The sequence below is a fragment of the Streptomyces sp. SID5643 genome, assembly GCF_009872555.1.
Classification (GTDB): Bacteria; Actinomycetota; Actinomycetes; order Streptomycetales; family Streptomycetaceae; genus Streptomyces; species Streptomyces iakyrus.
In genome coordinates this window covers 35,481-58,815 of the sequence record NZ_WWIC01000138.1, presented here as the reverse complement: position 1 = coordinate 58,815, position 23,335 = coordinate 35,481, and the positions used below count along the sequence as shown (strand labels likewise).

Here is a 23,335-nt window from a genome sequence, read left to right as displayed (position 1 = left end):
CATGTCTGGTGCGGAAGGTCAGCCGGTGGCCTTCGCCAGCTTCAGGGCGTAGTCCGCCCACCACTGGCCGGCCTTGGGTCCGCCCTTGCACTCGCCGTCCGACTCGCCCGGCCGCTTCACCCACAGGTAGGCGTCGACCAGTGGGTCGGCCGTCTTCGTCGTCGGGGTCTCCCCCAGGGAGCGGCCCGGCGGGTTGCACCAGCGCTCGTCGGGGTTGCCGTCGGTGTAGGGGCCCTTGCCGTTGCGGCTGGTGTCGATGACGAAGTGCTTGCCGCCGACCTTGGCGGACAGCTTCTTGCCGTAGGCGATGGAGTCTTCGGTGGAGTAGAAGTTGGAGACGTTGACCGAGAAGCCGTCAGCCTGTGCGATGCCCGCGCGGTTCAGCGGTTCGAAGATCTGGTCGGGGTTCTGCCAGCCGGCGTTGCCCGCGTCGAGGTAGACCTTCGTGTTCTTCAAGGACTTCAGCTTGGTGACGGCGCCCTTGAGGAGGTCGTAGCGCTCCTCGTGGAACTGCTGGGGCGTGCAGCCGTCGACGAGGTGGAGCAGCGCGTCCGGTTCGAGGACGATCGTGGCGGCCCGGTCTGAGATGCCCGCGGCCACGCCGTCGACCCAGTCGCGGTAGGCATTGCCGTCGGCGGCGCCGCCCTGCGAGTACTGGCCGCAGTCGCGGTGCGGGATGTTGTAGAGGACCAGCAGGGCCGTGCGGCCGGCCTTGTCGGCGGCTTCGGTGAGGCCGCGGGTCTGCTGCTCCGGGTCGTCCGGGCCGATCCACTCGGCGGTCGGCTGCTCGGCGATCTTGCGGATCTGCTCGGCTTCCCGCTTCTTGTCCGACTTCTCCAGCTCGGCGACCTGCTGGGCCGCCGTCCCGTCCGGATTGACCCAGAACGGGGCTTTCTCCTTGGGCTGTTGGGTGATTCCGGCGCCCGCGTCGGCGGGCCCGTCCGATCCGTCTCCTCCGTCGGAGGAGGAACACCCCGTGATCAGCAGTGCCGCCCCCAGCACCACTGCGGACATCCGCCTCCCGGCGAACCCCCCGGCCCCCCTGCTGCCGTACATCCAAATCCCCCTTGGGTGCAGCGTGACAAGTCTCAATCCTGACATACGTCCCGCAGCACCCACGAGGCGAACTCCACCTGTTTGCATGACGCAGCGCCACCGTGCCGGGACTTGGCGTTATCCGACCTCTGGGCCGGTGCGGCCCTTCGGTTCCAGAGTCTTCCCAGCACGTGCCCGGCCTTCGGCCAGAGATTCACCCGCCGTGACTCCCGTGGCCTCCCGCGCAGCCCGCCGGGCTACTCCGGCAGCCCGTGCGCGCGGTCGAGGACCGGCCCGGTCGGCGGCTTCGAGGGGGAGCGGGTCGTCGACCGGGTTGGGTGGCCCCGGGGCTGCCCGCACCGGCCCCGCCGGGTCCCTCAGAGGCCGGTTCCCGTCAGGTACGCCGAGACGACCACGTTCGCCGTGTAGCTGCGGGTCGTACGGTCGAAGCTGCCGCCGCAGGTGACCAGCCGCAGTTCGGCACGCCCCGACTCCCGGGGCCCGTAGGCCTGGTGGGCGTCGAAGCGGTCGCGGGTGAGGACCTGGACGGACTCGACGGTGAACTCGGCGACCTTCGCATCGGCCCGCAGCACCCGGATCGTCTGGCCGGGCCGCATGGCACTGACCTTGTAGAAGACGGCCGGCCGGGTGTCGGTGTCGACGTGACCGACCATCAGCGCGGTGCCCGCCGCCCCGGGCGCGACCCCGCCCGCGTACCAGCCGACCACGCCCGGCTGGTCGTACGGCGGCGGGTCGAGCGCCCCCTGGGCATCGAGGCCGCGGGCCACCACGGGGGCCTGGACGCCGAGCCCGGGGATGTCGACGCGCTGCGGCAGCGCGTCCCCCAGCGGGCGGTGCTCGGGCGGCAGCTTGATGTCCGGGGGCCGTCCGGCCGCCGCCATGTCGCCCGTGGTGGGGGCGGAGATGCCGTGCCGCATCTCGGTGACCTCGCGGCCCCACAGCCACAGTCCGAGCAGCAGCACGACCCAGGCCATGCCGGTCAGCAGGCGGCCGGTGCCGGAGAAGCGTCTCTCCATGTGATCGCGATCCTGCATGGTCAGTCCGTCCCGCGGCCCCGGCGGACACCGCGTCGCAGCAGGACGATCGCCGCGGCCGCCCCCGCGAGCACCAGCCCGGTCACCCCCTGCGCCGCGCCGGGACCGGCGCTCCGCTCCTCGGCGGCGATGAGCTCGGCGGCACCGCCACCGCCCGCCCGGACGGGGGCGACGGGCGAGGCCGGCGCACCGGGCCGGTGCGAGGGGAACGCCTCCCGGTCACGGCCGGGAGCGGACGGCTGCCCACCCCCTTCCGGCGCGGGCTGCTGCCCGGCCTCACCGTTGGCCGGCTCACCGTGCGCGGGCTGCTGCCCGGCCTCACCGTTGGCCGGCTCACCGTGCGCGGGCTGCTGCCCGGCCTCACCGTTGGCCGGCTCACCGTGCGCGGGCCGCTGCCCGCCGGCTCCGGGCACGGGGAGCGGTGCGGTGCCGGGCCGCCGCGCCGCGCCGTCCCGGACGGTGAGGGTGGCGGTCTGCTGCGCGGTACCGCAGGTGATCCGCACGGCGTACGAACCCGCCTCGGTGGTGGAGCGGACGCGGCTCTCACCGGCGAGCTCGCGCGCTCCCGTGACGGTGAGCCGGGCATCGGCGACGAACGCCGCCGAGGCGGCCAGGGCCGTCCGCTGGGCGCAGCCGGTCAGGCGGAGTGTGACGTCACTGCCGGGGGCGGGGGCCGCCGGGTTCACCGAGACGCTCCACCCGTCCGCCGCGTACGCCGAGGGGGCGAGGGCGGCGACGGCCAGGACGCTCGTACAGACAGTGACTCGCAGGGAACCCATCGTGAACCTCCAGATGCCTGGAGCCTCCCCCGCACGGTGGGCCGCCGCATCCTCAGGGACGTGGCGGCTGCTCCGTACGGGTGACGACGGGTTTGGGCCCCTCGTGTGCCGGCGCCCGGGCTCAGACCCGGTCGACGATGTCCGCGATCGAGTCCACGACCTGCGACGGCCGGTACGGGAAGTCCTCGACCTGTTCGGGCCGGGTCAGGCCGGTGAGCACCAGGAACGTCTGCATCCCGGCCTCCATGCCGGCCAGCACGTCGGTGTCCATGCGGTCGCCGATCATCGCGCTGGTCTCGGAGTGCGCCCCGATGGCGTTCAGCCCGGTCCGCATCATCAGCGGGTTCGGCTTGCCCGCGAAGTACGGCTTCTTGCCGGTCGCCTGGGTGATCAGCGCGGCCACCGCGCCGGTCGCGGGCAGCGGTCCCTCGGTGGAGGGGCCCGTCTCGTCGGGGTTGGTGCAGATGAACCGGGCGCCGCCGAGGATGAGCCGCACCGCCTTCGTCATGGCCTCGAAGGAGTACGTGCGGGTCTCGCCGAGGACGACGTAGTCCGGCTCGTGGTCGGTCAGGATGTAACCGATGTCGTGCAGCGCGGTGGTCAGGCCGGCCTCGCCGATGACGTACGCCGAGCCGCCGGGCCGCTGGTCGTCCAGGAACTGGGCGGTGGCCAGGGCCGAGGTCCAGATGCTCTCGATCGGCACCTCCAGGCCCATGCGGCGCAGCCGGGCGTGCAGGTCGCGCGGGGTGTACATCGAGTTGTTGGTGAGGACCAGGAAGGGCTTCCCGGACTCGCGCAGCTTCTTCAGGAAGGCGTCGGCGCCGGGGATCGGAACGCCCTCGTGGATGAGCACACCGTCCATGTCGGTGAGCCACGATTCGATGGGCTTGCGGTCTGCCATGTGCGGGATCTCCTGCCGTACGCGGTCCAGCGTGCGACCCAGCCTAGACAGTGGCGGGATCTTGCGGAATGGCCCGCGTGCGGCGTCCCGACTGGCGGGACGCCCTGCTCAGCGGCGGCGGCGGGCGACGAGCAGGATCCCGGCCCCGGTGAGCAGCAGGGCCGCGGCGGCGGCGACCTGCGTGCCGGTGCCCGTCCGCGCCAGTTCCTCCGCGAAGGGGAACCGGTCCTCGCGGGGCGGGACGGAGACGTCGGGGTCGGGGCGGGTCTCCTTGCCGGTGTCCGGGTCGGTGTCGGTGCCGGTTCCGGTCCCCGCGTCCCCGCCGTCGATCCCGAACCGGTAGTCGTTCGACTGCCCGACCCAGTCACCGTCGTCGTCGTGCCGCTGCACCACCGCGGCGTTGGCCGTGACGCCGTTGGGCACGGCGTCCGAGGTGAGCGTGAGCCGCACCTTCACGGTGACGGTTCCGCCCGGCCCGACGGTGAACCCGGCGAACCGGTCCTGCTCGTCCGTGAACGCCCCGACGAGTTCGTCCTCGCCGGTCTTCTCGAACCTTACGGGGTGGGCCCGCGGCCCCTCGAAGAATTCGAGGCGCGGCTGGGACGGTTCCAGGGCGCGTTTGTCGTCGACGAGGACGACGACGGGGTGGATGCCGGTGCAGGTCCGGTCGGTCGTGTTGGTCAGGTCGACGTACCAGGTCCCGAACCCGCCACCGGCCGTGTAGGAGTCCGGCCCGCCGTGGATGCGGGTGGTGAGCGGGAAGGTGTGGTCGTCGGGCGCGGCACACGCGGGCGCCGGGGCGTCCGCGCGCGCCGGATGAGCACCGGGGAGCAGGGCGGCGGCCGCCGTAGCCGCCGCCAGGCAGAGATGAGCGGGCGTGCAGAGTCGCATGATGATGTGACATTCCGACCGCAGAGGGCCACGAGACGACATCGCTGCGAACCGTCCCCGAACGGCGGCGCGGATCCGCCCGGTCGGCGGACAGACCCACCTGCGCCCCAGGGCGTTCGCGCGCGTGCGGGCCCACCCGGCGAGGAGGACGCCGGTCCGCGGCGTGGGCAGGTGCCCGGGCGTCGGCCGTCACCGCCCGGACAAGGGCCGGGCACCGGGCCCTGGGTGGCCGGGCCTTGGCAACGCCCCCAGCACCAGCTCGGCGCCGCTCCCCCCTCCCTCTCCCTCCCGCTTCAGCCGCCCCCGCGTCCGAACACCGGTCCCAGTACCAGCTCAGCGGCCCCCGCTGCCACGGCCCCGCCGCCCGCCGCGACGCGCACCGGTACGGCGTCCTGGCCCGTGCGCCCGGCCCAGGCCTCCAGCACCGCGCCGACCCCGTCCGTGAAGGTCTCCGGGGCCGCCGCCACCGTCCGGCCGCCGAGCAGCACGACGTCGATGTCGAGCAGTCCGACGAGGTTCGCCGCCCCGGCCCCCAGAATCCGTGCCGCCTCCCGGAGATCACCGCGCTCCACCGCACCGAGGCACAGGGCTTCGACACAGCCCCGGTTCCCGCAGGTGCAGGGCGGGCCGTCGAGCTGGATCACCTGGTGGCCGAACTCCCCGGCCCCGGTCCTGGCGCCCCGGTGCACACTGCCGCCGATGACCAGCCCTGCCCCCAGTCCCGTGCCGAGGTGCAGGTACGCGAAGGAGCCGCCCTGGCCCCCGGCGGCGAGACCCACCGCCGCCGCGTTGGTGTCCTTGTCGACCACGACCGGCACGCCGAGCCGCTCCGCCAGCGCCTCCCGCAACGGGAAGCCGTCCCACTCGGGGAACCCGGTCACCCGGTGCAGCACTCCCCGGGCGTGGTCAAGCGGGCCGGGCAATGCGACGCCCACACCGAGCAGGGCGGGGTCCGGCCGTGCGGGGCCCGGCCGGGATGCGCCGCCCTCCCCACCTGTCCCGGCCGCCGGCAATCCGGCCACCGTCTCCCGTACCGCCCCCAGCACGGCCTCCGCCCCCGCCCCCAGGTCCAGTGCGGCCCGTCGCTCCCCCACCACGGCGCCCCGCAGGTCCACGAGCACGGCCCGCACCTCGTCCCGGTCCAGGTGGACCCCGACCGCGTGTCCGGCCTCCGGCACCAGCCGGAGTACCGTGCGCGGCTTGCCCCCGGTCGACGCCCGGCGCCCGGCCTCCGCCGCCAGGCCGTCCTCCCGCAGCCGGGCCGTGATCTTGCTGACCGCCTGGGGGGTGAGCCCGGTGCGCTCGGCGAGTTCGAGCCGGCTGATGCCCTCGTCCCCGGCCGCCCGCAACAGGTCGAGCACCAGCGCGGCGTTGTGGCTGCGCAGGGCGAGCAGGTTCACCCCGCCGCCGCCCGGGCCACCCTGGCCACCCCGGCCGACCGGGCCGACCGGGGTGGCCAGCCCGGCCGGGCCCGTCGGCCCCGACCCTCGCGCTCCGCGCATGCCGCCCACCCCGCCCGTACGGTCGTCCGCCCTGTTCACACCCCCATTGTCCCCGGCGCTTGCACTTTGGCAACAGCGTTGTGAAAGTGGGGGCATGACTGGCACACCCCTCCGCGTCGGCCTCGTCGGCTACGGCCTCGCCGGCTCCGTCTTCCACGCCCCGCTGATCGCCGCCACGGAGGGCCTCGCCCTCGACACGGTGGTCACCTCGAACCCGGAGCGGCAGCAGCAGGCCCGCGCCGAGTTCCCGGACGTACGCCTCGCCGCCACACCCGACGAGCTGTTCGCCCGGGCCGCCGAGCTGGACCTGATCGTCGTGGCGTCCCCGAACAAGACGCACGTGCCGCTTGCGACGACCGCGCTGAAGGCCGGCCTGCCGGTCGTCGTCGACAAGCCCGTCGCGGGCACCGCGGCCGAGGCCCGCGAACTGGCCGCCCTGGCCGAGGAGCGCGAGCTGCTCCTCTCCGTCTTCCAGAACCGCCGCTGGGACAACGACTTCCTGACCCTGCGCAAGCTGCTGGACGAAGGCGGACTGGGCGACGTGTGGCGCTTCGAGTCCCGCTTCGAGCGCTGGCGCCCGAAGCCGAAGGGCGGCTGGCGGGAGTCCGGCGACCCCGCAGAGATCGGAGGTCTGCTCTACGACCTCGGCAGCCATGTCGTCGACCAGGCCCTGGTCCTGTTCGGCCCGGCGGCCTCCGTCTACGCGGAGACGGACATCCGCCGCCCGGGCGCCGAGACGGACGACGACACGTTCATCGCGATCACCCACACCAGTGGAGTCCGCTCCCACCTCTACGTCTCGGCGACGACCGCCCAACTCGGCCCCCGCTTCCGCGTCCTCGGCTCCTCCGCCGGTTACGTCAAGTACGGCCTCGACCCCCAGGAGGCGGCGCTCCGGGACGGCCAGCGTCCCGGCCCCGGCTGGGGTGCGGAGGACGAGTCGCTGTGGGGCCGCGTCGGCTCCGGCGAGTCCCCGGTGACCGGCGGCGGCCGCCCCGAGCCCACCCTCCCGGGCGACTACCCGGCTTACTATGCGGCCGTGGCGAAGGCCCTGCTGGAGGGCGCCCCGAACCCGGTGACCGCACGGGAGGCGGCCGCCGCCCTGGACGTACTGGAGGCCGCCCGTCGTTCGGCCCGCGAGAAGGTGACGGTGACGCTGTGACCCACAAGAGCAACCCCTCCCACAGCCAGGGGCTCACCCCGAAGTTCCACCCGGAGCTCACCCCGAGCCTGGAGGAGCTGGAGAAGCAGGAACGCCACCTGGTGTTCCGCCAGTTCACGTACGACGACGCCTGGGCGCTCGGCTCGCTCCTGGTCGAGCTGGCCCGGGAGCGGCAGGCCCCGGTCGCCATCGACATCCACCGCGCAGGCCAGCAGCTCTTCCACGCGGCCCTGCCGGGTTCCACCCCGGACAACGACGCCTGGATCGCCCGCAAGCGCCGCGTCGTCGAACGCTACGGCTCCGCCTCCTACCTGGTGGGCGCCCGCTTCCGCGCCAAGGGCAGCACCTTCGAGGAGTCCTCGCGCCTCGACCCCGACACCTACGCGGCCCACGGCGGCTCGTTCCCGATCACCGTCGAGGGCGTGGGCGTGATCGGCGCGGTGACGGTGTCCGGCCTGCCGCAACTCCAGGACCACCGGCTGGTGGTGGAGGCGCTGGAGCGGTTCCTGGACCGCTGACTCCGGCCCCGGAATGAGCGGGGACCCCCTCCGGTTGGCACCTGCGTACGCGTGATCGACGACGGCGCCCACCGGAGGGACCCCACCCCATGACCACCCCCCTGAAGGACACAGTCGGCCGGTACGGCATCTGGAGCGTGGGCCTGCGCTCGGAGGACCCGGACCGGCGCGGCGAACTCGCCGAGGCCGCCGCCGAACTGGAGGAACTCGGCTACGGCGCCGTCTGGCTGGGCGGCAACAGCTCCGCCGCCAACGCCGCCCCGCTGATCGAGGCGACCTCGACGCTCACGGTCGGCACCAGCATCCAGAGCATCTGGCAGCACGAACCGGACGCCGCCGCCGCGGCCTTCGCGGACCTGGAGTCGGCCCACCCCGGGCGTTTCCTGCTGGGCCTCGGGGTCAGCCACGCCAAGCGCGTGGAGCAGTACGCCCGCCCCTATTCGGCGTTGGTCGGCCACCTCGACGGCCTGGACGCCGCGGGAGTTCCGGCGGAGCGCCGGCTCCTGGCCGCCCTGGGCCCGAAGTCGCTGCGGCTGGCCCGCGACCGGGCGGCGGGCTCGATCCCGTACCTGGTCACCCCGGAGCACACGGCGCACGCCCGCGAGATCCTGGGCGAGGCCCCGCTGCTGGCGCCGGAGCTGGGCGTCGTCCCGGAGACGGACCCGGTCCGCGCCCGCGCCCTGGCCCGCGAGTTCCTGGAGATCTACCTCCCCCTGCCGAACTACACCAACAACTTCCTCCGGCACGGCTTCACCGAGGACGACCTGCTGGACGGCGGCAGCGACAGCCTGGTCGACGCCCTGTTCGCCTGGGGTGACGACCAGGCGATCCGCACGAAGATCGACGCCTTCTTCGAGGCGGGCGCGGACCACGTCGCCCTCCAGGTCCTGACCGGCGAGCCCCGCGACGCCCTCCCGAGGAAGGCCTGGCGCGAAGTGGCGGATCTGCTGGACTGACGTTCCTTCAGGGGCTCGGGGAACTGCGCGACCAGCCACGGACGGCCCGCAGCCGGCAACGGACCGCAGCCGGCAACGGACCGCAGTCCCCCTCCCCTCCCGGCGGAGCGCCTACGCGTCCTTGAACTCCTGCCGCTGCCGCCCGAGCCCCTCGATCTCCAGCTCCACGACGTCTCCGGCCCGCAGGAACGGCTTCGGCTCGGGCGCGCCCAGGGCTACCCCCGCCGGTGTCCCGGTGTTGATCACATCGCCGGGGTGGAGCGTCATGAACTGGCTGAGGTAGCGCACGACCTCCCCGACCGGGAAGATCTGCTCGGCCGTCGTCCCGTCCTGCTTGAGCTCGCCGTTGACCCAGAGCTTCAGGGACAGGTCCTGCGGGTCCCGTACCTCGTCCGCCGTGACGAGCCAGGGACCCAGTGGGTTGAACGTCTCGCAGTTCTTCCCCTTGTCCCAGGTCCCGCCGCGCTCGATCTGGAACTCCCGCTCGGACACGTCGTGCGCCACGGCGTACCCGGAGACGTGGGCCAGCGCCTCCTCGGTGGAGCCGAGGTACCTGGCCGTACGCCCGATGACGACGGCCAGCTCGACCTCCCAGTCGGTCTTGAGGGACCGCCGCGGCACGAGGACCGTGTCGTTCGGCCCGACGACGGTGTCCGGCGCCTTCATGAAGAGGACCGGCTCGGCGGGCGGCTCGGCGCCGGTCTCGCGTGCGTGGTCGTGGTAGTTCAGCCCGATGCAGACGATCTTGCCGATCCGTGCCAGCGGCGGCCCGATCCGCAGCCCGGTGGCGTCCAGGACGGGCAGGTCACCGGCGTCGGCGGCGGCCCGGACCCGGCCGAGTGCCTCGTCGTCGGCGAGCAGCGCGCCGTCGATGTCCGCGACGACGCCCGACAGGTCCCGCAGGGTCCCCTCGGCGTCGAGCAGCGCGGGCCGCTCCGCCCCCGCCGTACCGACTCGCAGCAGCTTCATGATCAGTCTCCCTCGATCGCGGGCGCCCGGCCGATGCACGCGACCCGGATGCGGCGGGACAGCCATCGGAGGACTGGTCGATCCTCCAAGCTGGGCGGGCACTCCGCAATACCCCGTTCACGTACTGGACCCCGACCGCCCGGTCACCTGTACAGCACGGCCCGCTCGACGGCGCTCCACGTCGTACTGGTCACGACGTACAGCGCGGCGGCCAGTGGCACGACGGCCACGGTGACGAGCGTGAAGAACGACATGAACGGCATCACCTTCGTCACCGCCCCCAGCCCGGGCAGCTGCTCCCCGCCTGCGGCCCGGGCTGCCGGGTTCGCGGCCATCATGCGCTTGCTGATCCGGTAGCTGAACGCGGCGACGCAGGCCACGACCACGAACAGCCCGGCGTAGACGAGCCCCGCACCGCTGAGGACTCCGCCCTGGAGCGCGTCCGCCCACCGCTCCCCCAGCGGCGCCGCCAGCAACCGGTGGCCGAGCAGGCCGTTGGGCTCACCGCCGACCGTGTCGCTGGAGAACAGGTGGTAGAGCAGGAAGAACGCGGGGATCTGGAGCATCCCGGGCAGGCAGCCGGCCAGCGGCGAGACCTTCTCCTCGGCGTGCAGCTCCAGCACGGCCTTCTGGAGCTTCTCGGGGTTCTTGCCGTGTTCCTTCCGCAGCTCGGCGATCTTCGGCTGGAGTGCGGTGCGGGCCTTCTGGCCGCGCGCGGCGGCCCGGGACAGGGGGTGTACGAGGAGGCGTACGAGCGCGGTGAACAGGACGATCGCGGCGGCCGCGGCCGAGGCGCCGAACAGCGGCTGGAGCAGGTCGGCGAGGTGCTCGACCAGGGTGGCGAAGACGGACATGGGTGAGCCCTCCGGGGGTCTCGTCGTGCCGGAACAGGTCATGGCGGCATGACGACCCGCGCGGGGTCACTTCAGGTGGGGAGACGCCCGCACCCTGCTGTGGTTACGCCCCTACGCGACGGTCGCCCGGAGGGCGTGACCGGGGGCCCGGGGCCGGGTACGCCCCCGGGCGTCGGGATCGCGCTGGGGCAGGAAGGCCGTACGCCGTTCCCGGTCGCGGATCGCCGTGCGCACCCGCGTGCGCGGCACGGTGGGCGCGCAGCGGGAGGCGACGACGGCGCAGAGCGCGAGGGCGGCGAAGGCCGCGGTGGTCGCGGCGAGGGCGACGGCGGCGGAGAGGCCGCCGGTGTCGAGCAGCGCCACCTCGACGAGCAGGAAGAGCAGCGCGAGGGCGGGACGCAGCGTCGCCCAGCTCCGGTTCATCGGCCTGCCCCTCCCCTCGTACGTGTGTATGCCCTGTCGTTCGTTATACAGGATGGCCCTCCCGCCCGGACCCCCGACTTCATACACGGGTTTGAGAAAGGCCCGTCAGAACTCTCGACAACCCACCTGCCACACCCGATGCTTCTCGTCACCCGACAACGGGCCCCCTTGCGACGCCGGGCCGGGGACCGGCGTGCGCCCTCATCTCCCTTACGGAGGAGCCGTGATACGACGCAGAAGTCTGCTGGCCGCAGCAGGCGGAACGTTCCTCGGCAGCGCCCTGGCGACGGGCACCGCGCACGCGGACGCCACGATCGCCGTCAACCCGTCGACGACGTACGGCACCTGGGAGGGCTGGGGCACCTCCCTCGCCTGGTGGGCCAACGTCTTCGGCGCCCGGGACGACTTCGCCGACCTGTTCTTCACCACCAAGTCCGTCACCTACAACGGCCGTTCCCTCCCCGGCCTGGGCCTCAACATCGCCCGCTACAACCTCGGCGCGTGCAGCTGGAACAGCGTCAGCGGCGAGACGATGGTGAAGTCGCCCAACATCCCCGCCTTCAAGCAGATCGAGGGGTTCTGGCAGGACTGGAACAACGAGGATCCCTCCTCCTCGGCGTGGAAGTGGACGGCGGACGCCAACCAGCGCGCGATGCTGGTGAAGGCGACCCAGCGCGGTGCGATCACCGAACTCTTCGCCAACTCCCCCATGTGGTGGATGTGCAGCAACCACAACCCCTCGGGTGCGGCGGGCGGCGGCAACAACCTCCAGACCTGGAACTACCGCCAGCACGCGAGCCACTTGGCGGCGACGGCCCTGTACGCGAAGAACAACTGGGGCGTGAACTTCGCGACGGTCGACCCCTTCAACGAGCCGGCCTCCACCTGGTGGACCGCGACCGGCACCCAGGAGGGCTGCCACATGGACCCGGCGGTCCAGGCCACCGTCCTCCCCTACATGCGCAGCGAGCTGGACAAGCGCGGCCTGACGAACCTCCGCATAGCGGCCTCGGACGAGACGAACTACGACACGGCCCGCTCCACCTGGTCGTCCTTCAACTCCACCACCAAGGGCCTGGTCTCCCAGGTCAACGTGCACGGCTACCAGGGCTCGGGCGGCCGCCGCGACCTCCTCTACACGGACGTGGTGACCACCTCCCGCAAGAAGCTGTGGAACTCCGAGACGGGCGACAGCGACGGCACCGGCCTGACCATGGCCTCGAACCTCTGCCTCGACTTCCGCTGGCTGCACCCCACGGCCTGGTGCTACTGGCAGGTCATGGACCCGTCATCGGGCTGGGCGATGATCGCCTACGACGCGAACACCCTTCAGCCGACCACCGTCCAGACCAAGCACTACGTGATGGCCCAGTTCAGCCGCCACATCCGCCCCGGCATGACGATCGTGAGCACGGGCGTGGACTACGCGGTGGCGGCGTATGACGCGACGTCCCGCCGCCTGGTGATCGTGGCGGTGAACACCTCCGCCTCCGCCCAGACCCTCACCTTCGACCTCTCCCGCTTCTCGACGGTCACGGGCGGCTCCGGAGGCCTGGTCCCCCGCTGGAACACGGTCACGACGGGCGGCGGTGACCTCTACACGGCACGCTCCGACATCCGCATGTCCGGCAAATCCGTAAGCGTCCCCTTCACTGCCAAATCAGTCCAAACCCTCCAGATAGACGGCGTGACGCTGTAAGTCCGCGGCGGCGGTTCGGGGCGAACCGCGAAGCCTGGGGGGCGAGCATGGGAAGTCGGGAGGCCGGGTGGTCTGGCCTGCGCATCTCTCACGCTCGTCACCTCCCGGCAGTACGGTGTCCCCCATGCGCCCCGACACGCCTGCCGAAAACGTCGACCACACCGCCGAGGCGGCACGCCTGGAGCGGACTGCCGGCCTGTATCCCGAGGACGCCGAGGCCCTGCTGCTGCGGGCAGCGGCCCATCTGGAACTCTCCGGCGACCGCCCCACCGCGACCACGCTCTACGACCGTCTGCTGTCCTCCCCGGACGGCCTGGAGAACCCCCACCTGGTGCGGGCGCTCAAGGCCTCCAACCTCTGGGAGTACGGCCACGAGGCCGAGGCCCGCGCGATCATCGAGGGCGTCCGGGTGGCGTCCCCCAGCGACCCGGCGCCCTGGGTGATCGTGGCGGAGTCCCTGGAGTCCCACGACGAGCTGGAAGCGGCCCACGACACGTTCACGGAGGCCGTACGCCACCTCCTGACGGACGTCGCCGAGCCCCCCTACGCCACCCACCCCCTCCTCTTCGGCCGCCACCGCGTACGGCGCATGCTGGGCAGGTCCCACGACGAGTGGGATGCCCTGGCGGACACCGTCCACTCCCTCCCGATCACCCTGGACGAACTCCACGACCCCAAGCGGGTCTGGTCCCTGGGCTCGGAGAACCCCGCGGAACTGGAGGCGGAGATCCTCCGCCTCCGAGCAGAGCTGGGCGCCTACCGGGAGGCCCTCTCCCGCCCCTTCCCGGTAGCGGTCCTGCACTGGCCGGCGGGCGAACTCACGGAACTCCTGGAGGCGTACCCGGCGCTCACGACGGAGTACCCGACCCACGAGGAACACCTCGCGACCATAGAGACGGCCCTACGCGAACTGTCCGCCTCCGGCACCCCGAACCTGGGCATCGTGACGGGCACGGTCCCGTCCTACGAGGCCTTCGCCGCCTCGGAACTCTCCTCCCCGGACGACACGACCCTCCTCCCCCAGTACGCGACGACACTGGCGGCGCGGGGGCGGGCGGTGGCCTGGCCGCCACAGCAGGGGGCGGCTTGCTGGTGCGGGTCGGGCCGGGCGTACGGCGAGTGCCATGGCAGCGCTGCCTGATCTCCGACTCCACGTACCCCTTGCGGGTGGCCGCTGATCCAACCCGGCGTGCGCGGAACCGCTGACGCGCCCGTCACGCCGAGCACCTGCACACCGCACTGCTGCGCTGCCCACCCTGGACCCCGCTCCCCGGGCCGCCCGCTCGCTTCTCTCCCGTGCTGGAGCGGCCCGGGTCAAGGGTGGCCCGCAGGCCATCGGCGCAGGCGACGCGGAAACGCAGCGCAGCGGAGTGGGAGCGCCCTTGGGGCGGCGCGCGGAGGCACGAGACTGGCCAGGAAGCGGGCGGCCACCCCGTTTATCACTTGCGTGCTTCGAGGCGCCTATCGCAGGGGGTTGATGCTCAGATCCCCCAGATCCAGTGCTCGACTACGGTCTTGAGCATGCTTCCGGCCATGAGCACTTCCGCTTCTGCAATCGTCGAGATCAAACACATACGACCGGCCGTAGGGTCATGGTGGAGTGCTCTATGTAAGGTCACTTCGCCTGTCGCCAACTCGCAGAACAGGAACGGGTCGTGTTCCCCCTAGACGACATCTCCGCAGCGATCAACATCAGCGCTCAGGCAGCGGCCCTGGAGGATCCAGAGCTTGACGCGGTGCGCGATCGGATCCATCGCTTGGACCCAAGCGGTCGACGCTTCGCGACCGTACTGCGCGACACGATCGACCAGTTGCTCAACGGCGAGGTGACTGGCCGATACGACTGGAAGACGCTGTTCAAGACTGAGAAGACACACGCAGGTACTCTCGTTGAGATCAACTTGCAGCGGGAATTTCAGTTCGACGACGGCATCAGCATGGATTATCGAATAGCTGGTGTCGACGTGGACTGCAAGTATTCACAGCAGTTTGGCGGTTGGATGATTCCGCCCGAAGCTATCGGACATTTGTGCTTGCTCGTCTGGGCGGATGACTCAAAGAGCCGCTGGAGTGCGGGACTCCTCCGCATACGGCGCGAGTGGCTTAACGGCGGCAACAATCGAGACCTAAAGCTCACAGTGAAAGCCGAGCATCGCAACAAGATCATCTGGCTATGGCACAACTCGGAACTTCCCGAGAATGTCCTGCTCCATATGAACCCAAGAGATCGAGAGCGGATTTTCTCTCACAAGTCAGGGCAAGCCCGGCTCAACGATCTTTTTCGACTGGTCCAGTCCCGCCGCATCGGCCGAAACGTTGTGCGCACTGTTGCCCAGCAAAAGGACTACATGAAACGCGTGAGGGGCAACGGTGGCGCTCGGTCCGCGTTGCGCAAGGAGGGAATTCTGATCATGGGGGACTACGCCACCCATCAGTCGATCGCAACGAAGCTGGAAATCCCTGCGCCACGGGAAGGGGAATTCGTCAGCGTACGGGTAGTCAAGACTCGACCTGGCGAGAAACCCAAACCACAGGTCGAACTCGAAGGAAGTTGGTGGAGGGTCGCCACGCAGAGCGACTCAGAGGAACCGGGGCCACTCCTTCCGAAGCATACCTCCGCAGATTGAAGGAAAGAAAAGTCCGACGAAGGAGTGATGCAGTGCAAGGACCCGGGGATGCCCTCCCACTGATAAGACAGTACAGAGACTGGCTGCAAGGGAGCCCGCCTGAGGACAGTCCGGAGCGGCCAAAGTTCTTCACGCACGGAACGGTCGTACTCGACACAAACGTCCTGCTAAGCCTATACGAGTACACACCTGCTGCCCGCGAGCAGGTCATCAACGCCCTCACGAGTGTGCAGAAACGCCTTTGGCTCCCGCACCAGGTGGGACTAGAGTTCGTGCGAGGTCGGCATCGCGTGATCGCCGAGAGAGCAAAAGCCCTCAAGGACGCCCCCGGCCTGCTCAACCGCAAGCTTGGGGACGCCAACAGGGCCGTCGTAGGAGCTAGGCAATTCGTCCAGGAACTCCTTGTCAAATACGCATGGGACACAGAAGCAAGTGAATCTTTGGCAGCGAAAATTTCCAGTCAAGCCGTAGACGCATTACTGAGTGAATGGAAGAAGGAACTCATTAGCCTTGTGCAAGGTCTCAAAGATCATGACCTTGTACCCGCCTCAGTCGAGGCTAACGACCCCGTCCTTCCGCAGGTGGCGGAACTTTTTGGACCCAACATTGCCGAACCGCCCCACCCTGCGGAGATTCGGCGCCGGGTGGATGAGGCTTCCTCGTACAGATTCCCTAACGAGATACCTCCCGGCTTCTCCGACTCGGGGAAGGGAACTCCACTTGCCGCTGCAGGAGATTTCCTGCTGTGGGAAGAGGTTGTAGAATTCCTTGCTGCCTCGCCCGAGCGTAAGCGGCTCCTCTTCGTCTCTCGTGACACCAAGGAGGACTGGTACGAGCCGGAAGAACTCGGCCGAGGCCGTAGACCATGGCCGTCTCTAGCGAGTGAATTGCGCATGCGTGCAGGCGCAGAACTGCGAATAGAAACGCCAGGCCAATTCTATCGCGGCGTTAATCGCTTCTTGGACGCAGAGATTGCCGATGAGACGTACGAAGAGATCGACCGGGCCGCCGAAGCCGCCGATGAGGTCACCATCACCGAGCTGGAGGCACCGCACATGGAGCCGCCCTCAGAGTTGGTGCTCTCAGCGTACAGCGCTGCCGGCCTGCACAACACTTCGCTTCCTCGCGAGCTTCTTCCACATCTGCGCAACGTCCTAAACTGGTGGTTGATCGGCGTAACTGCGGAACTAGAGCGGCGCCCGCTCTACGAAGCCGAGCCTCGAATAACGGTGGCCGCGGCCGCACGGTCAGCGTCACCGCCGGATCCGGATTGGCTGCCAGGGAACTGCCTGCGACTCGGCGAATGGCCATACCAGAGTTCCTCGTGGATTGCTCCCTGGTTTGCCCATATCGTTAACATCGCATCCCCGGGCGATAGGAAAATCCTTCAGCGCCTAGCAGCACAGCAACTGGATTCAAAGGCATCTGACTGAACCCGGCCCGGCGGGTTGCCCGACTATACGATAGGAGACATGAATGCCCGCTCCTGATTCACCCGAGCAGGAATGGCATAACCTCAGGTCTGACGCCGAGCACGCCTTGCAAACACTGGTTTCTCAAATTACCCGGCAAGCGCAGGCACAAGAACTATTTGAGGCGTACACCTACGCTAAGCGGGTTACAGCTGACGCTCTGCAAGCGCGCATGATGATGCACCTCCCGGACGAGAATGCAAAGTTCCGAGAACTCCACGCGCAAGTGCAGGCCGAAACAGAAGCCCGATACGGCAAGTTCTTCGCGGAAGGGTTCCTTAAGGTTCCATACGGAGATCAGCTGCACGAGCGCCTCTTCTCACTTCTGCAAGAGAATCTGGCAAACCCCATAGAGGCAGCGAAGCTTCGTATCGTCACCGCTGACGGAGTTCACACGGAACGACGCACACGTGAGCTCCGTGAGCTTGGGATGGATGTCGACTGGTACAAGGAGGACGGGATTGACTTTTACATCCTGCGGTCCTTTGAATTGAACTTCAAAGTTCTCCCCTCACTAGTTCGGAATATCGTACGGAAGAAGACAAAGTCCAAGGATGAGCAGAAACGACTCCTCCGCAATGCGGGAATCCCAGAAAAATGAATGACGGAATCAACTGGGAGCCGCCGCAGGGTTCATGGGCATCCTCGGCGGCCCGTCGCCGTAATATGCAAGCGATCCGTAGCCGGGACACCAAGCCCGAGCGGCTAGTGAGGAGTTTGCTGCACGCTCAAGGGCTGCGATATCGAGTCGCAGCAAAGCCGCTTCCTGGCCTTCGCCGGACTGCTGACATCGTCTTCCGCTCTGCCAAATTGGCCGTGTTTATCGATGGCTGCTACTGGCATGGATGCCCTGAGCACTACGTGCCACCGAAAACGAACTCGAGCTATTGGTCAGACAAGGTAGCACGCAACGTGGCTCGTGATCGGGACACTGATGCGCAGCTTGAGGCAGCTGGCTGGACCGTGCTGCGGTTTTGGGAACACGATCCAGCCGACGACTGCGCCCTCAAGATCGCGGCTGCTGTCAGCCGCCTCCGGAACCGCAGTCAGTGAAGTGGGTCCCCTATTTGAGGCTGGCTGCTTTCTCAGCTGCCTCAAGGGCCGTGTAGATTTGCTCCCCGACAGCCTGCGCTACCGGCGGCGGGAAAGCATTCCCGACCTGCCGGTACGCTGCGGTCTTACGACCCGAGAAGTGCCAGTCTTCATCGAATCCCTGGATCAGAGCTGCCTGGCTCACCGTTAGCTTAGGGCCCGCTGGCGCAAAGAGATCGCGGTCTTTGTCTTTCATCTCATCGGGCTCGTTAGCCACTCCCAAGCCACAAACGCCTAGGGCAGCCCATGCGCGCTTCGCTCGTGTCGGCCCGAGATCGGCACCGCCATGTTTCTTGGAACCACCCACGACAGTGGGAGCGACGCCCTCTAGCGCCTTTTCGTACCAATCTTTGAAGGCCTTCTCGGCTCGAGGGTCGTCCGCCACCGCGTCGTACCGTGCCCGCATTGAGTCATGCAATGCCTCGCCTACACTGACTTGCTTTGTCTCCGCCGGCTTCTTGTGCTCAAAGTACTGAGCGTATTCTGGCTTCATGGCCACCAGGATGGCGCGAGGGCGCAGTTGTGGAACGCCATAGTTCTTGGCCTCCAAGGTGTCCCAATAGCACACCTCGTAACCCAAGGTCTCCAAACCCTTGACGATCTCTTCCCGGTACTCGGAGAACTTCGGATCCAGCAGCCCGCGCACGTTCTCGATCATTACGGCCTTCGGGTCGAGGTCGTCCACGAGCGCCAGCATGGTTGGGAAGAGATCACGCTCGTCGTCGCGCCCAAGTTGCTTTCCTGCTGCGGAGAATGGGGGGCAGGGGACGCCTCCAGCCAGGAGATCGAGCTCGCCGGGTTCCAAGCCCAACCCAGCTGGGTCGAACTCCCTTAGATCAGCCTCGATGACTTTGCAGCCACTCCACTCTGGTTTCTCCCTGATGTTGTCCCTGAGGGTTTGGCATGCATCTCTGTCGATCTCGATGAGAGCTGCGTGCTTGAAACCAGCGTTGTGGAGGCCAAGCGCTTGCCCTCCAGCTCCAGCGCAGACCTCCACTGAGGTGTACTTGAGTGCGTTTACGCGGGTCATGTCCCCTCCTTACAATCGTGCAGCGGCAGACGCATCTTGCGATCCACCATCACTGAGGGTGACAGACCCCACTGACAACGAGACCCGACCAAGTTTGCAACACGTACCGCGGTTCGCTGCACGCACCCTCCGTCGCGACGAACACTCATACGATATTGCCCATGCCTGCGTGGACTGAGGACGCGCTCGTGCTGGCTGGGGCGCTCGTCGCTGAGAACGGCTGGCGTGAACTCCGAACCGGGCATGTGGACGTACAGGAACTCTCGGACCTGCTGCGCTCGCTTCCGGTTCACGCGCCAGAGGCGAGAGCGCTGCCCGGCTTCCGCTCTCCGGACAGCGTCAGCCGGAAGGTCACTGACTTCGTGACGAACCACCCGCTCTACTCGGGCAAGGTCACCCGCTGCGGCAAGCCGACACTGTGCATGATCGAGGCTTTCATCAAGCGTGAGACTGAGATGCTCCAAGCCGCGAAGGCCATCGAGGAAGGCATCGCCTCTGGTGAGCTGCGTCACCTCAAGGAGCAACCCGACGAAGTCGACGACGCCGGCTCGACTGCCATCGAAGGGCGACTTCTCGTACGGCGCGCTCTGGCTCGCGAGCGGGACCTGCGGCTCCGGGCGTTGAAGATCAAGCAAGCGCGGCTCATGGGAGGTCCGCTGCGATGCGAGGTCTGCGACTTCGACTTTGCTCACACGTACGGAGACCTGGGCGACGGTTACATCGAAGTGCATCACGTCACTCCCCTCCACGCCACGGGCACCAGGGAGACGAAGCTCGCCCACCTCGCCTGCCTGTGCGCCAACTGTCACCGCATGTGCCACAGGAGCCGTCCTGGAGAATCCTGGCGCACGCCGGCCGCTCTCCGAGAGCACATGGGGAAGTTCCTTCCCGCAACTGCCCATCAGGCCGCGTCCGCCTCTGCCTCGTAGTGCATCAGCGCCTGGTCTAGGATGTCGTCAGGGTCGTGACCACGAGCAGTTGTCCAGTGGAGCAGATCAGCGATCAGCTCGATCGCAGACTGTGCGAGACCCGCTTCCCTCCTCCACCCATGCAGAGCGATGCTGTCACGGCCAAGCTGATAGCTCTCCAGGGTCTTGACAGCTCGCTCGAAGCGTTGGCAGGTCCGCCGCCCGTAAGGAAGCGGGATTTCGCACCACACCGCCTTACCTGCCGCAGTGAGAACTGCTCCCCAATCGACGGCCAGCCCTGCGAGTAGGTGTAGTCCGCGCCCGCACTCCTCATCGCAGTGCGCTGTCCGCAGGGTCGGCAGCACAGGGCTCTTGTCGTGCAGTTCCATGCGGATCCTCTCCCCCTTCCGCTCGAGGACCAGTGCCGCCGACGCACCTTCGCCGACGTGCTTGGACACATTGGTGGCCAGCTCCGTAACGATCAGCTCGGCGTCATCAGAAGCGGCAGGTACTCCCCATCGGTCGAGCTGCTGAATGGTTGCTCTTCGCAGCAGGCTCACCTCCCTCGGCACCGCTTCGAAGGGCAGAACACAGCGGGGTTCAGACTCCGTGACGTTTTGGCCAGGCATGGCCGCTCCTCCCTCCCTGGCTACTCAACGCGTCATCCGGAACGTATCTGTCCGGCTGCGCTGTGTAGCGGACGATAGAGAGGATGACACAGAGAAATCTCACCATGTAACTTCTCACCGCAATCTATCGAGTGAATTCGGTAGTGAGCCTGGTTGCCGGCTACCTAGCCTGATGGGCGTCCTACGGGCTGAGGCCCGGCACACAGTGAAGGAGCCGCATGTCCGAACGGAGCACGACACGGCGCCGTCAACTGGGAGCCACCATGCGCAAGTTGCGCTCCCGCAGAGGCCTGACACTTGAGGAGGCCGGGCGTCTCGTCGGCGTATCAAAGGCGACCGTCAGTCGGTACGAGACCACGACCGGGCCGGTCAAGTGGCTCGTCGTCGACGCACTCTGCCGTGAGTACGAGGCAACGGACGCTGAGCGGCGAGCAGTCGTCAACCTCGCCAAGAACGCCAGAGAACAGGGCTGGTGGAATTCGTTCGCCGACTCCATCCCGGAGAGCATGAACCTGCTGCTCACACTGGAGGACGAAGCCGTTCGTGAGAATCACTTCTGTTGCGTGTATGTGCCTGGGCTCCTGCAGACACGTGCCTACAGCACAGCGCTCCAGAGGGCCAACGAAGTGCCGCTGGAACCGGCGGAGATCGAGCGTCTCGTCGACATCCGTATGCGACGGCAAGAACTCCTCGCCCGTCCGAAGCCGTTGCATCTGTGGGCGATCCTCGACGAATCGGTGATCCGCCGGGTCGTCGGGTCGGCGGCAGTGATGCAGGAGCAGCTCGATCGGCTCCTCGAAGCCAACGAGTCCCCTCACATCACGCTCCAGGTGCTCCCCTTCTCCAAGGGCGCGCACGCTGCGGCTCTCGGCAGCTTCGTCATCATCGGCGGTCCTGAGCCAGCCCTCGACGTGGTGTACGTCGACATTCACACAGGCTCGCTCTTCCTGGAGAAGGAAGCGGAACTCGAGCGCTACAGACTTGCGTTCGAGTACCTCCGCGCACAAGCGTTGGACATGGAGGCTTCCTCCGCCCTGATCCATCGCGCCCGCAAGGAGCTATGAAATGGCCGCCGGTCCCCAGATCGCCTCCGAGCCCAGTTGGTTCAAGTCGTCCTACAGCGGTGGCAACACCACGGAGTGCGTGGAGTGCTCGCACAGCGCCAACGGTGCGCTCATACGCGACTCGAAGACATCTGGGGGACCCACCATCCTCGTTGGCAGTGAGGCATGGCGGTGCTTCATAGGAGCGGTGAGCCACGCATCGAACTGTGTACGCTCCACGATGTAATGAGCATTGCGCAAGTTGCTGGCGTGCAGTGGTCAAAGAAACTAGGCAAGACCTACCGCAGCCCCCGCTCGAACCCATACTGCTCCACCAGTTCCCCCCACTCCCCGGCATCGCCCTCACTCACAGCCACGGCCCTCCCCCCGCCCACGAGGGTGCGCACCTGGGCCGCCAGCCGCCTGGCCTGCCCTCTGGACGCATACACGCCCAGGACCAGAGCCGTGAAGTCGTCGTCGGGCCCGTCGTCGGCGACGGTGAAGCTCCAGGGGACTTCGCAGGGAGGCGCATGGTCCGGGTCCGGGCACAGGAGGCGTTGGATCGGGTCCTGGAGGGCGAGCGCCTCCTCCGTGCTCGGGTGTCCGGCGATGCGGATCTCGTACACGCGTGGTGGGTCTTCGGCCGGTGGCAAGCGCCCCTCCTGGTTCGGCTCGGCGGCTTCCGACCGTAGGCGCTGCCGCGTGCTTGCGCATCGGGTTATCGCCTCGGCCGTCGTCACCAGGAGTGCTGCCCACCGGTTGGCCAGGACGTGCTCACGGCCGTCGGCGTGGGCGATGCAGGGTCAGCTCTCCACTCGATCCAGTTCTCCCCGTTCGACGCAGAACTCGTTGCCCTCCGGGTCCGCCATCACGACCCAGCCCCGGCCGTTCGGGAGGGTGCGGTCCGTCAGGATGCGGGCGCCGAGGGAGGCCGCGCGTTCGACCTCCTCGGCACGGGTGCGGCCGGTGGGGCCCAGGTCGAAGTGGATGCGGTTCTTCGCCGACTTGGCCTCCTCGACTCTGACGAAGAGGAGGCCGGGCACTCCGTCCGGGAGTTCGACCAGGACCTCGTCGTCGCCGGGCTTGTCGATGCCGGAGATCGGATGGCCCAGGAACTGGGACCAGAACCGGGCCAGTTCGTAGGGCTCGCCCGTGCAGTCGAAGGTGATGTGGCGGATGGTCGGGCTCAACGGCCTTCTCCCTCAGAGGTGTTCTGCGAGGTGCGTCTCGCAGGATGCGCGGGGAGGCCGGTGTCTGTCGAACTATTTGGGGCTCTCGGGGAGGTTCCCGTTGCCGCCCAGGTTGGCGACCATGCGGCGCAGGACGTTGATCGTCGTGATGAAGTCGGCCTCGGTGATGCCCTCGTGGGTCCGGTGGTGGACGCGGAGATTGCGTTCCCGGGCGCGGAGGCGGCCGGCCTCGCCCTCCTCGGTGAGGGTCATGGCGCCCGTCGCGTCCTGGGTGAGCCAGCCCCGGGCGATGAGGTCGTCGTAGACCGCGTCGAAGTCGGTGTTCTGGTCGTCGTAGGGGGTCAGGCGGTCGGTGAGGGTCGCGCGGGTCCAGTGGCCGGGGGCGCCGGAGGCGTGGTTGAGAGTCCACCAGTGGGGCTGGGTGAGGTTCTCCACGGCCAGTTGGGCGCGGATGACCCCCACCACCCTGCGGTAGGCCTCGCCGGTCCAGGAGCCGATCGGCTGGGCGGCCAGTTCCTCCGGGGCGTACTCCTTGAGGTTTCCCGTCTGTGTGCTCATGCGGACAACGTAGAACCTCAAGAAAACTTGAGGTCAAGGAAC

26 protein-coding genes are annotated in these 23,335 nt (G+C 68.4%); 12 read left to right on the top strand and 14 right to left on the bottom strand.

Annotated elements, in window-relative coordinates; translation table 11 throughout:
• Positions 1–18: 18 nt before the first annotated feature.
• From GTY56_RS17085 to GTY56_RS17060, 6 genes are all read right to left on the bottom strand, one after another.
• Positions 19–1,056, bottom strand: a complete 1,038-nt coding sequence (locus GTY56_RS17085; protein WP_161366239.1) for a glycoside hydrolase family 6 protein — start codon at positions 1,054–1,056, stop codon at positions 19–21.
• Between the two features lie 356 nt (positions 1,057–1,412).
• On the bottom strand, positions 1,413–2,072 hold the full coding sequence (locus GTY56_RS17080) for a class F sortase (protein ID WP_237524892.1): 660 nt from the start codon (positions 2,070–2,072) through the stop codon (positions 1,413–1,415).
• A 20-nt stretch (positions 2,073–2,092) separates the two neighbouring features.
• Entirely contained in the window at positions 2,093–2,869 is a 777-nt protein-coding gene (locus GTY56_RS17075; RefSeq protein WP_161366237.1) for a polyadenylate binding domain-containing protein, read from the bottom strand.
• Between the two features lie 121 nt (positions 2,870–2,990).
• Positions 2,991–3,770 (bottom strand): HAD-IIA family hydrolase, encoded by a 780-nt coding sequence (locus GTY56_RS17070; protein ID WP_161366236.1) that lies wholly within the window; start codon positions 3,768–3,770, stop codon positions 2,991–2,993.
• Positions 3,771–3,878: 108 nt separating this feature from the next.
• Positions 3,879–4,661 (bottom strand): LPXTG cell wall anchor domain-containing protein, encoded by a 783-nt coding sequence (locus GTY56_RS17065; RefSeq protein WP_202510313.1) that lies wholly within the window; start codon positions 4,659–4,661, stop codon positions 3,879–3,881.
• A gap of 293 nt (positions 4,662–4,954) precedes the next feature.
• The gene (locus GTY56_RS17060) at positions 4,955–6,163 is read right to left on the bottom strand and encodes an ROK family transcriptional regulator (protein ID WP_161366264.1); all 1,209 of its coding nucleotides are present in this window, start codon (positions 6,161–6,163) and stop codon (positions 4,955–4,957) included.
• A gap of 94 nt (positions 6,164–6,257) precedes the next feature.
• Here GTY56_RS17060 and GTY56_RS17055 point away from each other — a divergent pair, with 94 nt between their 5' ends.
• From GTY56_RS17055 to GTY56_RS17045, 3 genes are all read left to right on the top strand, one after another.
• Positions 6,258–7,325, top strand: coding sequence for a Gfo/Idh/MocA family oxidoreductase (locus GTY56_RS17055; RefSeq protein WP_161366235.1), 1,068 nt, complete (start codon positions 6,258–6,260; stop codon positions 7,323–7,325).
• A complete protein-coding gene (locus GTY56_RS17050; protein ID WP_033308114.1) occupies positions 7,322–7,843 on the top strand; it encodes a heme-degrading domain-containing protein in 522 nt (173 codons plus the stop codon). The genes GTY56_RS17055 and GTY56_RS17050 overlap by 4 nt, the downstream gene beginning before the upstream one ends.
• A gap of 89 nt (positions 7,844–7,932) precedes the next feature.
• Positions 7,933–8,799: an LLM class F420-dependent oxidoreductase gene (locus tag GTY56_RS17045; protein ID WP_161366234.1), complete on the top strand. Its 867-nt coding sequence runs from the start codon at positions 7,933–7,935 to the stop codon at positions 8,797–8,799.
• A 111-nt stretch (positions 8,800–8,910) separates the two neighbouring features.
• Here GTY56_RS17045 and GTY56_RS17040 read toward each other — a convergent pair whose 3' ends face one another.
• The 3 genes from GTY56_RS17040 to GTY56_RS17030 form a co-directional block, all read right to left on the bottom strand.
• A complete protein-coding gene (locus tag GTY56_RS17040; protein WP_161366233.1) occupies positions 8,911–9,768 on the bottom strand; it encodes a fumarylacetoacetate hydrolase family protein in 858 nt (285 codons plus the stop codon).
• A gap of 143 nt (positions 9,769–9,911) precedes the next feature.
• Complete coding sequence (locus tag GTY56_RS17035; RefSeq protein WP_161366232.1) at positions 9,912–10,622, bottom strand: YidC/Oxa1 family membrane protein insertase; 711 nt, start codon at positions 10,620–10,622, stop codon at positions 9,912–9,914.
• 111 nt (positions 10,623–10,733) lie between these two features.
• The gene (locus GTY56_RS17030) at positions 10,734–11,045 is read right to left on the bottom strand and encodes a DUF6412 domain-containing protein (RefSeq protein WP_161366231.1); all 312 of its coding nucleotides are present in this window, start codon (positions 11,043–11,045) and stop codon (positions 10,734–10,736) included.
• Positions 11,046–11,268: 223 nt separating this feature from the next.
• Here GTY56_RS17030 and GTY56_RS17025 point away from each other — a divergent pair, with 223 nt between their 5' ends.
• From GTY56_RS17025 to GTY56_RS17000, 6 genes are all read left to right on the top strand, one after another.
• Positions 11,269–12,744, top strand: a complete 1,476-nt coding sequence (locus GTY56_RS17025; protein WP_161366230.1) for a glycoside hydrolase — start codon at positions 11,269–11,271, stop codon at positions 12,742–12,744.
• Between the two features lie 124 nt (positions 12,745–12,868).
• On the top strand, positions 12,869–13,885 hold the full coding sequence (locus GTY56_RS17020) for an SEC-C domain-containing protein (RefSeq protein WP_161366229.1): 1,017 nt from the start codon (positions 12,869–12,871) through the stop codon (positions 13,883–13,885).
• A 514-nt stretch (positions 13,886–14,399) separates the two neighbouring features.
• Entirely contained in the window at positions 14,400–15,371 is a 972-nt protein-coding gene (locus GTY56_RS17015; RefSeq protein WP_161366228.1) for a NaeI family type II restriction endonuclease, read from the top strand.
• A 32-nt stretch (positions 15,372–15,403) separates the two neighbouring features.
• Entirely contained in the window at positions 15,404–16,804 is a 1,401-nt protein-coding gene (locus tag GTY56_RS17010) for a PIN-like domain-containing protein (protein WP_161366227.1), read from the top strand.
• Between the two features lie 43 nt (positions 16,805–16,847).
• Entirely contained in the window at positions 16,848–17,444 is a 597-nt protein-coding gene (locus GTY56_RS17005; protein ID WP_161366226.1) for a KpnI family restriction enzyme N-terminal domain-containing protein, read from the top strand.
• A complete protein-coding gene (locus tag GTY56_RS17000) occupies positions 17,441–17,896 on the top strand; it encodes a very short patch repair endonuclease (RefSeq protein ID WP_161366225.1) in 456 nt (151 codons plus the stop codon). The genes GTY56_RS17005 and GTY56_RS17000 overlap by 4 nt, the downstream gene beginning before the upstream one ends.
• A gap of 10 nt (positions 17,897–17,906) precedes the next feature.
• Here the strand turns inward: GTY56_RS17000 and GTY56_RS16995 are convergent, their stop codons facing one another.
• Positions 17,907–18,965, bottom strand: coding sequence for a DNA cytosine methyltransferase (locus GTY56_RS16995; protein ID WP_161366224.1), 1,059 nt, complete (start codon positions 18,963–18,965; stop codon positions 17,907–17,909).
• Between the two features lie 161 nt (positions 18,966–19,126).
• Between GTY56_RS16995 and GTY56_RS16990 the strand changes: the two genes are divergently transcribed.
• Positions 19,127–19,894, top strand: a complete 768-nt coding sequence (locus GTY56_RS16990; RefSeq protein WP_346345502.1) for an HNH endonuclease — start codon at positions 19,127–19,129, stop codon at positions 19,892–19,894.
• Here GTY56_RS16990 and GTY56_RS16985 read toward each other — a convergent pair.
• The gene (locus GTY56_RS16985) at positions 19,867–20,502 is read right to left on the bottom strand and encodes an ATP-binding protein (protein ID WP_161366222.1); all 636 of its coding nucleotides are present in this window, start codon (positions 20,500–20,502) and stop codon (positions 19,867–19,869) included. The genes GTY56_RS16990 and GTY56_RS16985 overlap by 28 nt on opposite strands.
• Before the next feature lie 218 nt (positions 20,503–20,720).
• On the opposite strand from GTY56_RS16985, the gene GTY56_RS16980 reads away from it, so the two are divergent.
• Positions 20,721–21,566: a helix-turn-helix domain-containing protein gene (locus GTY56_RS16980; protein ID WP_161366221.1), complete on the top strand. Its 846-nt coding sequence runs from the start codon at positions 20,721–20,723 to the stop codon at positions 21,564–21,566.
• Between the two features lies 1 nt (position 21,567).
• Entirely contained in the window at positions 21,568–21,792 is a 225-nt protein-coding gene (locus tag GTY56_RS16975; RefSeq protein ID WP_161366220.1) for a DUF397 domain-containing protein, read from the top strand.
• Between the two features lie 52 nt (positions 21,793–21,844).
• Here GTY56_RS16975 and GTY56_RS39990 read toward each other — a convergent pair whose 3' ends face one another.
• The 3 genes from GTY56_RS39990 to GTY56_RS16960 form a co-directional block, all read right to left on the bottom strand.
• Positions 21,845–22,198, bottom strand: coding sequence for a hypothetical protein (locus tag GTY56_RS39990; protein WP_202510312.1), 354 nt, complete (start codon positions 22,196–22,198; stop codon positions 21,845–21,847).
• A 150-nt stretch (positions 22,199–22,348) separates the two neighbouring features.
• Positions 22,349–22,735, bottom strand: a complete 387-nt coding sequence (locus GTY56_RS16965) for a VOC family protein (RefSeq protein WP_161366219.1) — start codon at positions 22,733–22,735, stop codon at positions 22,349–22,351.
• A gap of 72 nt (positions 22,736–22,807) precedes the next feature.
• Entirely contained in the window at positions 22,808–23,293 is a 486-nt protein-coding gene (locus GTY56_RS16960) for a winged helix DNA-binding protein (RefSeq protein ID WP_161366218.1), read from the bottom strand.
• Positions 23,294–23,335: the final 42 nt, after the last annotated feature.

Excerpts from the sequence above, each read along its gene's own strand:
- GTY56_RS17085 (WP_161366239.1), bottom strand. The coding sequence starts at position 1,056 with ATGTACGGCAGCAGGGGGGCCGGGGGGTTCGCCGGGAGGCGGATGTCC.
- GTY56_RS17080 (WP_237524892.1), bottom strand. The coding sequence starts at position 2,072 with ATGGAGAGACGCTTCTCCGGCACCGGCCGCCTGCTGACCGGCATGGCC.
- GTY56_RS17075 (WP_161366237.1), bottom strand. The coding sequence starts at position 2,869 with ATGGGTTCCCTGCGAGTCACTGTCTGTACGAGCGTCCTGGCCGTCGCC.
- GTY56_RS17070 (WP_161366236.1), bottom strand. The coding sequence starts at position 3,770 with ATGGCAGACCGCAAGCCCATCGAATCGTGGCTCACCGACATGGACGGT.
- GTY56_RS17065 (WP_202510313.1), bottom strand. The coding sequence starts at position 4,661 with ATGCGACTCTGCACGCCCGCTCATCTCTGCCTGGCGGCGGCTACGGCG.
- GTY56_RS17060 (WP_161366264.1), bottom strand. The coding sequence starts at position 6,163 with ATGCGCGGAGCGCGAGGGTCGGGGCCGACGGGCCCGGCCGGGCTGGCC.
- GTY56_RS17055 (WP_161366235.1), top strand. The coding sequence starts at position 6,258 with ATGACTGGCACACCCCTCCGCGTCGGCCTCGTCGGCTACGGCCTCGCC.
- GTY56_RS17045 (WP_161366234.1), top strand. The coding sequence starts at position 7,933 with ATGACCACCCCCCTGAAGGACACAGTCGGCCGGTACGGCATCTGGAGC.
- GTY56_RS17040 (WP_161366233.1), bottom strand. The coding sequence starts at position 9,768 with ATGAAGCTGCTGCGAGTCGGTACGGCGGGGGCGGAGCGGCCCGCGCTG.
- GTY56_RS17035 (WP_161366232.1), bottom strand. The coding sequence starts at position 10,622 with ATGTCCGTCTTCGCCACCCTGGTCGAGCACCTCGCCGACCTGCTCCAG.
- GTY56_RS17030 (WP_161366231.1), bottom strand. The coding sequence starts at position 11,045 with ATGAACCGGAGCTGGGCGACGCTGCGTCCCGCCCTCGCGCTGCTCTTC.
- GTY56_RS17020 (WP_161366229.1), top strand. The coding sequence starts at position 12,869 with ATGCGCCCCGACACGCCTGCCGAAAACGTCGACCACACCGCCGAGGCG.
- GTY56_RS17005 (WP_161366226.1), top strand. The coding sequence starts at position 16,848 with ATGCCCGCTCCTGATTCACCCGAGCAGGAATGGCATAACCTCAGGTCT.
- GTY56_RS17000 (WP_161366225.1), top strand. The coding sequence starts at position 17,441 with ATGAATGACGGAATCAACTGGGAGCCGCCGCAGGGTTCATGGGCATCC.
- GTY56_RS16995 (WP_161366224.1), bottom strand. The coding sequence starts at position 18,965 with ATGACCCGCGTAAACGCACTCAAGTACACCTCAGTGGAGGTCTGCGCT.
- GTY56_RS16990 (WP_346345502.1), top strand. The coding sequence starts at position 19,127 with ATGCCTGCGTGGACTGAGGACGCGCTCGTGCTGGCTGGGGCGCTCGTC.
- GTY56_RS16985 (WP_161366222.1), bottom strand. The coding sequence starts at position 20,502 with ATGCCTGGCCAAAACGTCACGGAGTCTGAACCCCGCTGTGTTCTGCCC.
- GTY56_RS16980 (WP_161366221.1), top strand. The coding sequence starts at position 20,721 with ATGTCCGAACGGAGCACGACACGGCGCCGTCAACTGGGAGCCACCATG.
- GTY56_RS16975 (WP_161366220.1), top strand. The coding sequence starts at position 21,568 with ATGGCCGCCGGTCCCCAGATCGCCTCCGAGCCCAGTTGGTTCAAGTCG.
- GTY56_RS16960 (WP_161366218.1), bottom strand. The coding sequence starts at position 23,293 with ATGAGCACACAGACGGGAAACCTCAAGGAGTACGCCCCGGAGGAACTG.